At 68.8% G+C, this 12,053-nt stretch carries 11 protein-coding genes; 9 read left to right on the forward strand and 2 right to left on the reverse strand.

Annotated features, from left to right (window positions below):
- Positions 1–10 precede the first annotated feature (10 nt).
- The 3 genes from GO592_RS02975 (at position 11) to GO592_RS02985 (ending at position 3,133) form a co-directional block, all read left to right on the forward strand.
- Positions 11–793 carry an enoyl-CoA hydratase gene (locus GO592_RS02975; protein WP_007296522.1) on the forward strand — a complete coding sequence of 261 codons (783 nt, stop codon included), beginning with the start codon at positions 11–13 and terminating at the stop codon, positions 791–793.
- Positions 794–955: 162 nt separating this feature from the next.
- A complete protein-coding gene (locus GO592_RS02980) occupies positions 956–1,564 on the forward strand; it encodes a hypothetical protein (RefSeq protein WP_007296521.1) in 609 nt (202 codons plus the stop codon).
- Positions 1,565–1,609: 45 nt separating this feature from the next.
- Entirely contained in the window at positions 1,610–3,133 is a 1,524-nt protein-coding gene (locus tag GO592_RS02985) for an acyl-CoA synthetase (protein ID WP_007296520.1), read from the forward strand.
- Here GO592_RS02985 and GO592_RS02990 read toward each other — a convergent pair whose 3' ends face one another.
- Positions 3,134–4,168, reverse strand: a complete 1,035-nt coding sequence (locus GO592_RS02990) for a LacI family DNA-binding transcriptional regulator (RefSeq protein WP_007296519.1) — start codon at positions 4,166–4,168, stop codon at positions 3,134–3,136.
- Positions 4,169–4,314: 146 nt separating this feature from the next.
- Here GO592_RS02990 and GO592_RS02995 point away from each other — a divergent pair, with 146 nt between their 5' ends.
- From GO592_RS02995 to GO592_RS03020, 6 genes are all read left to right on the forward strand, one after another.
- The gene (locus GO592_RS02995; RefSeq protein ID WP_005261379.1) at positions 4,315–5,487 is read left to right on the forward strand and encodes an acyl-CoA dehydrogenase family protein; all 1,173 of its coding nucleotides are present in this window, start codon (positions 4,315–4,317) and stop codon (positions 5,485–5,487) included.
- Entirely contained in the window at positions 5,484–6,638 is a 1,155-nt protein-coding gene (locus GO592_RS03000) for a CaiB/BaiF CoA transferase family protein (RefSeq protein ID WP_007296518.1), read from the forward strand. The genes GO592_RS02995 and GO592_RS03000 overlap by 4 nt, the downstream gene beginning before the upstream one ends.
- 138 nt (positions 6,639–6,776) lie before the next feature.
- Positions 6,777–8,144 (forward strand): MFS transporter, encoded by a 1,368-nt coding sequence (locus GO592_RS03005; protein WP_007296517.1) that lies wholly within the window; start codon positions 6,777–6,779, stop codon positions 8,142–8,144.
- 15 nt (positions 8,145–8,159) lie between these two features.
- Positions 8,160–8,819 carry a response regulator transcription factor gene (locus GO592_RS03010; protein WP_005261382.1) on the forward strand — a complete coding sequence of 220 codons (660 nt, stop codon included), beginning with the start codon at positions 8,160–8,162 and terminating at the stop codon, positions 8,817–8,819.
- A 1-nt stretch (position 8,820) separates the two neighbouring features.
- The gene (locus tag GO592_RS03015) at positions 8,821–10,242 is read left to right on the forward strand and encodes a sensor histidine kinase (RefSeq protein ID WP_007296516.1); all 1,422 of its coding nucleotides are present in this window, start codon (positions 8,821–8,823) and stop codon (positions 10,240–10,242) included.
- Positions 10,239–11,180 carry a TAXI family TRAP transporter solute-binding subunit gene (locus GO592_RS03020; RefSeq protein ID WP_007296515.1) on the forward strand — a complete coding sequence of 314 codons (942 nt, stop codon included), beginning with the start codon at positions 10,239–10,241 and terminating at the stop codon, positions 11,178–11,180. The genes GO592_RS03015 and GO592_RS03020 overlap by 4 nt, the downstream gene beginning before the upstream one ends.
- 60 nt (positions 11,181–11,240) lie before the next feature.
- Here the strand turns inward: GO592_RS03020 and GO592_RS03025 are convergent, their stop codons facing one another.
- Positions 11,241–12,005 (reverse strand): trans-aconitate 2-methyltransferase, encoded by a 765-nt coding sequence (locus GO592_RS03025; protein WP_007296514.1) that lies wholly within the window; start codon positions 12,003–12,005, stop codon positions 11,241–11,243.
- Positions 12,006–12,053 lie beyond the last annotated feature (48 nt).

The raw sequence follows: 12,053 nt of genomic DNA on the forward strand, positions 1-12,053 counted from the left end.
GGCAGTAGTCATGACCCAGAACTTCGTCGAGACCACTGCCGAGCCGGACACCGGCGTCGCGTTCCTCACCCTGAACCGCCCCGAGCAGCGCAATCCGCTGTCGTCCGAGGCCATGCGGGACGTCACCGCGGCGCTCCGGAAGCTGGGCGACGACGACACCACCCGCGTCGTCGTCATCAGGGCTGCAGGACCGGTGTTCTCCGCAGGCCACGACCTGAAGGAGATGATCGGCCGCACACTCGAGGACGAGCAGGCCATCTTCGACACCTGCGTCGAGATGATGCAGACCGTGCAGGACATTCCCCAACCGGTCATCGCGTCCGTCCAGGGCGCGGCCGTCGCGGCGGGCTGTCAGCTCGCGGCGTCGTGCGACCTGGTCGTCGCGTCGTCGAACGCCGTGTTCGGGACGCCGGGGGTGAAGATCGGTCTGTTCTGCTCCACCCCGATGGTGGCCCTCAGCCGCGCGATCGGACGTAAGCGCGCCCTGCAGATGCTGCTCACCGGTGAGACGATCGGGGCGGAGACCGCCGCCGACTGGGGGCTGGTGAACCTGGTCGTGGCACCCGAGGAACTCGACGCGCAGACCCGGGCTCTCGCCGCGAAGATCACGAAGGCCAGCCCGCTCACGGTGAAAATCGGCAAGCAGGCGTTCTACCGGCAGATCGAGCTCCCTCAAGGCGAGGCCTACGCGGCGATGGCGGAGACGATGGCCACCAACGCGATCACATGCGACGCCCAGGAGGGCATGCAGGCGTTCGTCGACAAGCGCACACCGCGGTGGCAGGGAAAATAGCGCGCACTGTCTGCATTGCGCGGTCCAGCGAACCGGCGAAGTATTGACCGTGCAGTGGCTGCGGCCGCGGGCCGTCGGTGCCCGCTGACGGTGGACCGCGACGGGTCGGTCACCGAGATCGTTCTCACTGCGGGGCGACCGTCCCGCGGGAGGTGACTATCGATGTTCATCCAGGTTATTCAAGGAAAGGTGTCCGACGAGGCCGGCCTGCGCCGGTGCATGGACCGCTGGACGGAGGACGTGCGACCGGGAGCGACGGGCTTCCTGGGCTGCACCCAGGGATTGTGCGACGACGGAACGTTCATCGCACTCGCGCGGTTCGAATCGGCCGAAGCCGCCCGGCGTAACAGCGAGCGTCCCGAGCAGGGCGCGTGGTGGGCAGAGACCGAGAGGTGCTTCGAGGGTGCCGTGTCGTTCATGGACTGCCCGGACGTGATGGAGTGGATGGGTGGTGGCTCGGACGACGCGACATTCGTTCAGGTCATGGAGGGGCACACCTCCGACGCGAGTCGGATGCGGGAGCTGCTGGAACAGGCCGAACCCCAGGTTCATCAGCTGCGCCCGGAGATCCTCGGCGGAACGTTGTGCACGTACGGCGACGGCGGGTATGTCGAGGCGGTGTACTTCACCTCGGAATCGGAAGCCCGCGAGCACGAGAAGGTCGAGATCCCGGACGACCTGCGGTCGTTGTTCGAGGAAGAGGGGCGGTTGATGGGCGACGTGTCGTACTACGACATGCACGAGCCGATGTTGGTGCCTGCAGGGCGGTAGCCGAAACCTCCGGCAAGGTACTTGGACGTCCTATAACCTTCGTGCATGAGTCTGGATGCGCGTACCGATACCGTCGACGGAGTGCTGCGGCGCTCGGCCGCCAAGTTCCCCGACCGCAGGGCACTGACGTTCGAGGACCGCACCTGGACGTACCGTGAACTCGACGACGCGGTCAGCCGAGCGGCCGCCTACCTGCAGTCGCTCGGACTGTCGGCCGGTGAGCGGGTGGCCGCGTACGGCACCAACTCGGACGCGTACACGATCGGGTTCCTGGCCTGCGCGCGTGCGGGTCTCGTGCACGTGCCCGTGAACTATGCGCTCGAGGGCGAGGAGCTGACCTATCTGGTGTCGCAGTCCGGGAGCGCCGCCGTGCTGGTCGATCCGGCGTTGAGGGGCACGCTCGACTCGGTCCGCGGCGCCCTCGAACTGCGACACGTGGTTCCCCTGCGCGACGCCGAGGATTCGCTGCTCGCCCACAGCGGCTCCGGCGGCGTCCCCGTGCTCGCGGTGCCGGTCGCGGCAACCGACCTGGCACAGTTGCTGTACACGTCCGGGACGACGTCGAAGCCGAAGGGCGCCATGATGACTCACGGCGGTCTCGTGCACGAGTACGTGTCCTCGGTGATCGCCCTCGCGCTGAGCGACGGCGACAATCCGCTGATCTGCATGCCCCTGTACCACTCGGCGGGCATGCACGTCTTCATGATGCCGTACCTGTCGGTGGGCGCCACCGTGAATCTGATGCAGACCCCGGACATCCCGGAGATCCTGCGCCGCATCGAGGCGGATCGCATCGGCTCGCTGTTCCTGGCGCCGACGGTGTGGGTGCCGCTCGCCGGACATCCGGATCTCGAGACCCGCGACCTGTCGTCGCTGAAGAAGGCGCAGTACGGCGCGTCGATCATGCCGGTGACGGTGCTGAACAGGCTGCGTGAACGCTACCCCGACCTCGGGTTCTACAACTGCTTCGGACAGTCCGAGATCGGTCCGCTCGCCACGGTGCTGCAGCCCGAGGAGCACGAGGAGCGGCCGTCGTCGTGCGGCAAGGCCGTGTTCTTCGTCGAAACGCGGGTGGTGGACCCGGACGGCAACGACGTTCCGGACGGCACGCCCGGTGAGGTGCTCTACCGTTCACCCCAGCTGTGCCTGGGGTACTGGGACAACCCCGATGCCACCGCGGAGGCGTTCCGCGACGGCTGGTTCCACTCGGGCGATCTGGTGACGCGGGACCCGGAGGGGTACATCACCGTCGTCGACCGCATCAAGGACGTCATCAACACCGGCGGCATCCTGGTGGCGTCGCGCGAGGTCGAGGACGCCGTCTACACGCATCCGGACGTGGCCGAGGTGGCCGTCATCGGGACGCCGGACGACAAGTGGATCGAGGCGATCACCGCGGTGGTGGTGCTGCGGGAGAACGCGGCCGGTGTGACGCCGGACGGGTTGATCGCCCACGTCAAGGAGCGCATCGCGCCGTTCAAGGTGCCCAAGCAGGTGGTGTTCGTGGACGAGCTGCCCCGCAACCAGAGCGGGAAGCTTCTCAAACGCGAACTGCGGGCGACGCTCTGACTACTTCCTGGTCGACGCCCGCTCGATCAGCTCGACCGGGAGTTTCACCGATTCCACGTCGTTGCCCGCGATGATCGACAGGAGATGACGCACACCCGTCGCGCCGATCAGGCGCGCGGGTGACCGGACGGTCGTCAGCGGCACCGGCAGCTGGGCGACCACCGGAATGTCGTTGTACCCGACGAGTGCGAGGTCGTCGGGGATCCGCAGTCCGAGGTCCCGGGCGACGCCGAGGACGCCGATCGCGATGGTGTCGCTGACGGTGAAGATCGCCTCGGGAGGCGAATCCGACTCGAGGAGAACGGTGGCCGCGGCGACACCGCCGGACACGTCGAAGTCGGAGCGGACGACGCGATCCGGGCGGAGTTCGATGCCGTTCTCGGCCAGTGCGGCGCGGAATCCGGTGAGGCGGTCGCGGGAGGTGCTCGCATGGTCGGGCCCTGTGATGACGGCGAGCTCGGTGAACCCGCGGTCGAGGAGATGGCGTCCGGCGAGGTAGCCGCCGCGGTGGTCGTCGCCGGACACGAACGGCAGACCGACGTCGGCGTGCCGGTTGAGCTGCAGCATCGGCAAAGCCCCCACCGACAGCGAGTCGACGAATTCGCGGCCGGGACTGTGCAGGCTGCTGAGCAGCAGACCGTCCACCTGCCTGCTGACGAGGAACTCGATGGCGCGGCGCTGGGCGTCGAGGTCATCGGGTGGGCTCGACAGCAGCACGGAGTAGCCGGCCTGCGTTGCCGTCTCCTCGATGCCCTGGAACATGGTCGCGACCACGCCGTCGGTGAGTCGCGGCATGACGACGCCGAGGGTGGTGGTCTTCCGGGTCCGCAGGCTCGCGGCCCACAGGTTGGGCTGGTAGCCGAGTTCCACCGCCACCTCGCGCACCCGCAGCGCGGCCTCGGACCAGCCGTCGGCGGGTTCGGGCTGCCGGAGCACCCGGGACGCCGTCGACACGTGGACGCCGGCGCGTTCGGCGATCTCGCGGAGGGTAGGCGGACGCCCGGAGGTGCGTGTCGGGCGGTCCGGCTGGTTCACGGGCAATCCTCGCGCTCGGGGACGGGGGCCGGTGGTGTCGTGGTTGACGGCCGCCGGAACGCGCCTTAGTCTACGTGACGAAATCGTTCGTGCAATCGTTCTCGCGAACGTTTGCACATCAGCCCCACCGGCCCCGTGGAGGAACAATGTCCGACCCGCAGTCCCTGTCCCAGCTGTTCGCCCTCGACTCGCTGCTCGACACCGAGGAGATCGCGATCCGCGACACCGTGCGCCGATTCGCGGACGAGAAGATCCGGCCGCACATCGGCGAATGGTTCGAAGCGGCGGCACTGCCCGTGCGTGAACTGGCGGAAGGGCTGGGCGAACTCGGCGTGCTCGGCATGCACCTCGAGGGATACGGCTGCGCCGGCATGAGCGCCACCGCCTACGGCCTGGCCTGCCTGGAACTCGAGGCCGTCGACTCGGGAATCCGCAGCCTCGTGTCCGTCCAGGGCTCGCTGGCCATGTACGCGATCCACCACTACGGCAGCGAAGACCAGAAGCAGGAATGGCTGCCCCGCATGGCCGCGGGCACGGCGATCGGCTGCTTCGGACTGACCGAGCCCGACTTCGGCTCCAACCCCGCCGGCATGCGCACGGGCGCCAAGCGGGACGGTGACGACTGGATCCTCAACGGCACCAAGATGTGGATCACCAACGGATCCGTCGCCGACGTCGCCGTCGTGTGGGCACGCACCGACGACGGCATCCGCGGATTCGTCGTGCCCACCGACACCCCCGGTTTCTCGGCGCCCGAGATCAAGCACAAGATGTCGCTGCGGGCGTCCGTCACCTCGGAACTCGTGCTCGAGGACGTCCGGCTGCCCGAATCCGCGATGCTGCCGGAGGCCAAGGGACTGTCCGGTCCGCTGGGCTGCCTCAACGAGGCACGGTTCGGCATCATCTTCGGTGCGATGGGCGCCGCCCGCGACTGCCTCGAATCGGCCATCTCCTACGCGCAGGACCGTCAGGTCTTCGACAAGTCGCTCGCCGCTTACCAGATCACGCAGGTCAAGATCGCCGACATGGCCCTCGAGGTCGGTAAGGGCCACCTGCTCGCGTACCACCTCGGACGTCTCAAGGATCGCGGCGTGGCGCGTCCCGAGCAGGTCAGCACGGGCAAGCTGAACAACGTCCGCGAGGCCATCGCCATCGCCCGCGAGTGCCGGACCATCCTCGGCGCCAACGGAATCACGCTGGAATACCCCGTGATCCGTCACGCCAACAACCTCGAGTCCGTGCTCACCTACGAGGGAACGTCCGAGGTGCACCAGCTCGTGATCGGCAAGGCGCTGACGGGCGAGGCAGCGTTCCGGTGAGCAGGTCGCTCGAGTCGGCTGGGAGCGCGTCCCTGGACGGCCTGCTGATCGCCGACTTCGGACGGGTGCTCGCCGGGCCGTACGCCACGATGCTGCTCGCCGATCTCGGCGCCGACGTCGTCAAGATCGAGCGCGCCGGCGTCGGGGACGACACCCGGCAGTGGGGGCCGCCGTGGGTGGGCGACGAATCCACCTACTTCCAGTCCGTCAACCGCAACAAGCGGTCCTTCGCCTGGGATCTGCGTGACCCCGCCGACCTGCAGCAGGCGCGGGAACTGACCGCCCGGGCCGACGTGGTGGTGGAGAACTTCCTTCCCGGCACGATGGACCGGCTCGGGCTCGGCTACGACGCCGTGCGGGAGATCAATCCCGACGTCGTCTACTGCTCGGTGACCGGGTTCGGCGGCCAGAACGACCTGCCCGGATACGACCTGCTCATCCAGGCCGTCGGCGGGTTGATGAGCATCACCGGTCCCGAACCCGGCGTTCCGACGAAGGTCGGGGTGGCCGTCGTCGACATCATCACCGGACTGCACGCCGCGGTCGGGATCCTGGCGGCGCTGCGTCACCGTGATCGCACCGGGGAGGGGCAGCGGGTCGAGGTGAATCTGCTGTCGTCGCTGCTGTCCGCCCTCGCGAACCAGACGTCGGGGTATGTGGGCGCCGGTGTCGTCCCGCAGGCGATGGGCAACCGGCACCCCAGCATCGCGCCGTACGAGGTCTTCCGGACCGGCGACCGTCCGCTGGTGCTGGCGGTGGGGAACAACCGTCAGTTCGCCTCTCTCGTCGAGGTTCTCGGTGTGCCCGAACTCGCCGACGACGAGCGGTACGCGACCAACACGCAACGGGTGGCGCACCGCGAGCAACTGGTCCGGGACATCACCGCGGCGCTGTCCGCGGGCTCGGCCGACGAGTGGTTCGAGAAGCTGACCGCGCAGGGTGTCCCGTGCGGTCCGCTCAATGACATCGCCGACGCGGTGGCGCTCGCCGAGCGGCTCGGGCTGAATCCGGTGGTCGAGATCGACGATCCCCGCAGGGACCGGCCCGTGCGGCAGGTGGCGAATCCGATCCGGCTCAGCGCCACCCCGGCGAGCTATCGCAGCGCGCCGCCGCTGCTCGGCGAGGACACCCCAGCCGTGAGTACTTGTTAACCGCCCGAGGTTGACAAGTACTCACGGGGGCTCTTCCCTAAGGGAGTGTTAGGAAGGCTCCGCGGCCCTTCCGTATCGATGTGACGTGACCCACTGTGGTGTGAACGCAGAGATCCAGGGCATCGAGAGGAGTCCCGCGTGAGCACCACATCGACGGGTGAGCGCCGAGTCATCGGCAATGTTTTGAAAGGTTCGGTCGGCAACCTGATCGAATGGTACGACTGGTACGTCTACGCGGCGTTCAGTGTGTACTTCGCGAAGGAGTTCTTCCCGGAGGGCGACACCACCGCGCAGCTGCTTTCCACGGCAGCCGTTTTCGCGGTCGGGTTCCTGATGCGGCCGATCGGCGGCTGGATCATGGGACGGTACGCCGACCGGCACGGACGCCGATCGGCGCTCACCCTGTCGGTGACCGTGATGGCGGCGGGTTCGCTCGTCATCGCCGTCACGCCGTCCTACGCGAGCATCGGGCTCGTGGCACCGGTGCTCCTGGTGATCGCCCGGATGCTGCAGGGACTGTCGGTCGGCGGCGAGTACGCCACCAGCGCCACGTACCTGGCCGAGGTCGCGTCGCCGGGTCGGCGCGGGTTCTACTCGAGCTTCCAGTACGTCACGCTCGTGGCCGGGCAGCTGATCGCACTGGGTGTGCAGATCATCCTGCAGCTGACGCTGCCTGCGGAGGCCATGCAGTCGTGGGGCTGGCGGATTCCGTTCCTGATCGGCGCCGCCGGTGCCGTCGCGGTGATGTGGCTCCGTCGCACGATGGACGAGTCGGAGGCGTTCACCGACGAGGTGGAGGCGAAGCGTGACGCAGACACCTCGGACGGTGGGCCGAAGGAAGGTTCGCTCCGGATGCTGCTGCAGTACCCCCGCGAGTGCCTGCTGGTGTGCGCACTGACGCTCGGTGGTTGCGTGGCGTTTTATACGTACACCACGTACATGCAGAAATACATGATCAACACGTCCGGCATCTCCAAGGACACGGTGGCGTGGATCAACTTCGCGGCCCTGCTGGTGTTCATCGTGTTGCAGCCGATCGGCGGCGCGTTGTCCGACCGCATCGGTCGCCGGAAGCTGCTCATCTTCTTCGGGATCGGCGGAACCATCCTGACCGTGCCGCTGATGACCGTGCTCGGGAAGACGACGAACCCCCTGGTCGCGTTCGGCCTGATGATGCTGGGACTGATCGTCGTCACCGGATACACGTCGGTGAACGCGATCGTGAAGACCGAGCTGTTCCCGACCAAGGTCCGCGCGCTCGGGGTCGGGCTGCCGTACGCCCTCACACTGGCGATCTTCGGCGGAACGGTCGAGACCGTCGCCCTCGCCCTGAAGCGGGCCGGCCACGAATCGCTATTCTTCTACTACGTGACCGGGTGTATCGCGATCTCGCTCGTCGTCTACTTCTTCATGCGTGAGACTTCGGACGGTTCGCCGCTCGACCGGGCGACCAGCCGGGAGGACACCCCGGACGACGACGTCGAGCTGGTCGACTCGCGGAGCTGATCGAAGGGAAGAGAAGTGCAGATCGCGGTGGTCGAGGACGACGACGGAGTCGGCGACGCACTCGTGGAAGCACTGGCCACCCACGGCCACGAGGCGGTGCGCATGCGACGCGGCTCCGATCTCCTTCTCGGCCATCGCGGTATGGACGCGGTGATCCTCGACCTCGGTCTCCCCGATGCGGACGGCCTGCAGGTGCTCCGGCAGCTGCGGGCCGTCAGCGACGTTCCGGTGGTGATCCTCACCGCCCGCGACGACGAACGGTCGGTGGTGCGGGGACTTCGGGGCGGTGCGGACGATTACCTCGTCAAGCCGGCGCGGCTCGCGGAATTGCTGGCCCGGCTCGACGTCGTGACCCAGCGTCGCCGCGCGACCGCGGCCTCGGCCGAGCAGACGGTCACCGAGGGTGACGTGGTGGTCGATCTGGCGGCACGTGAGGTGGAGGTCGGCGGCGCTCCGGTGGCGTTGACGGCCAAGGAGTTCGAGCTTCTCGAGGTGCTCGTCACTCGTCCCGGTGCGGCCGTGAGCCGCCAGCAACTGATGGATGCGGTGTGGGGCGACGCGTACGTGGCCATCTCACGCACTCTCGACGTGCACATGACCGGGCTGCGCGCGAAACTGGGCCGGCCCGGGCTCATCTCGACCATCCGCGGGTACGGCTACCGCTGGGGCACCTGACGTGCGCCGCCGTGTACTCGCCGTTCTGCTGGTGTTCGCGGCCGTCGCGGTGGTGGCCTTCGCCGTCCCGCTGGCGCTGGCCACCAGCGCCGGGAGAACCCAGGCTCTGCGGCTGAGCCGGGAGGCGGACGCGACGCATTTCGCCAGCCTCGCCGGACAGACCCAGGCGCCCGGGAGTACCACGCTGCTGCGGGAGGAGGTGGCCCGCTACCACGAGTTGTACGGCGAGGGCGTCCTCATCGTCGACGCGAGAGGCAACCTCCGCGCGGGAGCCGGACTGTCGCCGGACGACTCCGACGTCGCCGCGGCGGTCACGGCGGGACTGCGCAACCAGAAGCAGGGGATCAGCGGTTCGCTGACCCCGTGGTCGGCGGACCGTGTCCTGTCGGCCGTACCCGTCGGCACCGGAGCGCAGGTGGACGGTGCCGTGGTCCTGGACGTGTCCACCCGCGCCGCACGTGAATCCATCCGGACGTCGTGGCTGGTGATCGTCGCGGGGGCGCTCGTCGCGCTGGCGGCGGTCAGCGCGGTCGCGATCGCGCTGTCCCGGTGGACCGTTCGTCCGCTCGGGGCGCTCACCGCCAGGGTCGGGGCCCTCACCGACGCGGTCCCGTCGCCGCGTCCGCGGGTGCGCCGTAGCACCGGGCGGCCGACCGGCCGGTACAGCGGCCCGCCCGAGGTTCAGGAACTCGCGAAGGCGTTCGACACCATGTCGGGTGCCGTCCAGGCGTCCGGTCAGGCGCAGCGGCAGCTGATCGCCGACACCGCCCATCAGCTCCGAAACCCCCTCGCGGCCCTGCACATCCGGTTGGATTCCCTCGGCCCGCACGTCTCGGAGTCCGGGGCCGAGACCTACCGCCGGACCGGGATGGAGGTCGATCGGCTCGGCGGGATCCTCGACGGACTGCTGGCACTCGCCGTCGCCGAATCACCTGCGGAATCCGACGCCATCGAGGACGAGTCGGCGCACGGAGGGTGCGACGTCGGTGCCGTCCTCGCGGACCGTGCCGACGCCTGGACGGAGGCTCTCGGGGAATCGGCGATGGACCTCGTGCTCCGGGAACCGGCCGAACCGCTGGTCGCCGATTTCCGATCCAGTCACCTGGCGCAGGTCCTGGACGTCCTGCTCAGCAACGCACACGCGTACGCCGGTCGAGGTTCGACGGTCCGGATCGACACGGGACGGTCCGCCGCGGGAATCGAGATCCGGGTGAGCGACGACGGGGTCGGGGTCGGCGAGGACGAGATCGGCAAACTGTCGTCACGCTTCTTCCGCGGGTCCGGGGCGGCGCAGCAGGGCACCGGGCTCGGGCTGTCCATCGCGACCGCGCTCGTCGAAGGCGGCGGTGGGGCGCTGACGATCGCTGCGGAGCAGCCACACGGGCTCCGGGTGACGCTGACCCTTCCGGCGGTGGCGCCGTGATCACGCGACGCGCACTTCTGCGCGGCGTCGTCGCCGTGGGAGCCACCGCGGCCACGGGTTCGGTGCTCGCCGCGTGCTCGGACAGCGGCCGCGATCCGCTGCGACTCGCCGCCGGTGAGGAGGGCGGATTCTTCTGGGAGTTCGCCCAATTGACGGCCCAGGCCGCGGAGCGTGCCGCACTGCCGGTGACCATCGTCCCCGTCCGCACCGCGGGGTCGATGGACAATCTGGCGGCGCTGGCATCAGGAGACGCGGAACTGGCTCTGAGCCTCGCCGACGCCGCCGTATCGGCTCTTGAGGCCGGCGCCGGATTCACCGCCATCGGCAAGGTGTACGAGAACTACATGCAGCTCGCGGTGCGCGCCGATTCCGGGATCGCGGACACCTCGCAGCTGAGAGGAGCCCGAATCAGCTTGGGTGCCACAGGCTCCGGCGCGGAACTGACGGGCGAACGGATCCTCGAGGTGCTGGGTCTGGCGGGTCCGGGAGACGTGACGCGTCTGCACCTGTCGATGACCGACGCGGGGCAGGCGCTGCGTGACGGCACCGTCGACGCGGTTCTGTGGGCCGGTGGAGTGCCCACCCCGTCGTTCGCGAATCTCGGGATCCCGCTGCGCCTACTCGATCTGTCCGCCGAACTGGAGTTGCTGCGGGAGCGGTTCGGCCCGCGCTACGAGCCGGTGCTGATTCCGCCCGGCACGTACGGTCAGCAGACGTCGGTCGCGACGATCGGTCTCGCGAACCTGCTGCTCGCCGACCCGGCCGTGTCCGACAGTGCCGCCGGCGCCATCGTCGAGGTGCTCATCGACCACGCGGCGGAACTGGTGCCGGATCAGGCGACCGGCAGCCAGTTCCTGGACCGGCAGTCGCTGATCGTCACCGCGGGGGTTCCGCTGCATCCCGGCGCGGCCGCGGCGTACCGGAGACATCACGGCTGAGCCGGTCGACCACTGCACCTGGTCGATCACTGCACCTGGTCGATCACTGCACCTGGTCGATCACTGCACCTGGGCGACGACGAAGATGCGCCGGAACGGGAAGAACGTGCTGCCGTCCGGTCGCCGGGGGTACGCCTCGTCGAGGAGTGGGACGAGCTCTTCGCGGAAGCGGTCCCACTCCGGCGCCGCGAGGGCGTCCTTGACCGGGCGGAGCGCGGTGCCGGTGATCCACTCCAGAACCGGGTTTTCCCCGGTCAGCTGTTGCACGTACGTGGTCTCCCACGCGTCGAGGGCACACCCGGCGTCGGCGAGTAGACCGGCATAGTCGGTGGGATCGTCGACGACCTTGCTCTCGCGGAACGGCACGTCCGGCAGCAACCGGGACCACCGGTCGCTCGAGGCGAGGGCCCGGACGATCGTGTGCGACGGCGCGTCGAAGTTGCCGGGAACCTGCACCGCGATCCACGCCCCCGACGGCAGTTGGGTCGGCCAGCGACGCAACAGTTCCCGGTGTTCCGGCACCCACTGCAGGGCGGCGTTGGAGACGACGACGTCGGTGTCGGGCTCCGGCGTCCAGTCGCGCACGTCCTGCCTGCTGGCGTCGAGGCCGCGTTCACGCGCGGCCTCGACCATCTCGGGTGAGCTGTCGGAGGCCTCGAGGACGGCGTCCGGCCATCGTTCGGCGAGGCTGACGGTCAGGTTTCCCGGACCGCAGCCGAGGTCGACGACGCGGCGCGGGGACCGCGCGTCGACTCGCGACAGCAACTCGTAGAACGGGCGCCCGCGATGGTCCGCGAAGGCGAGGTACTTGTTCGGATCCCACATGTTGTCCTCCTCGCCCGAAACAGTACGCCCATACTGTTGGTGTGTGGG

Origin of the sequence: Rhodococcus sp. 21391, assembly GCF_016772255.1 — a bacterium.
Classification (GTDB): domain Bacteria; phylum Actinomycetota; class Actinomycetes; order Mycobacteriales; family Mycobacteriaceae; genus Rhodococcus_F; species Rhodococcus_F opacus.

Excerpts from the sequence above, each read along its gene's own strand:
- GO592_RS03025 (WP_007296514.1), bottom strand. The coding sequence starts at position 12,005 with ATGTGGGATCCGAACAAGTACCTCGCCTTCGCGGACCATCGCGGGCGC.
- GO592_RS02975 (WP_007296522.1), top strand. The coding sequence starts at position 11 with ATGACCCAGAACTTCGTCGAGACCACTGCCGAGCCGGACACCGGCGTC.
- GO592_RS02995 (WP_005261379.1), top strand. The coding sequence starts at position 4,315 with ATGTCCGACCCGCAGTCCCTGTCCCAGCTGTTCGCCCTCGACTCGCTG.
- GO592_RS02985 (WP_007296520.1), top strand. The coding sequence starts at position 1,610 with ATGAGTCTGGATGCGCGTACCGATACCGTCGACGGAGTGCTGCGGCGC.
- GO592_RS02980 (WP_007296521.1), top strand. The coding sequence starts at position 956 with ATGTTCATCCAGGTTATTCAAGGAAAGGTGTCCGACGAGGCCGGCCTG.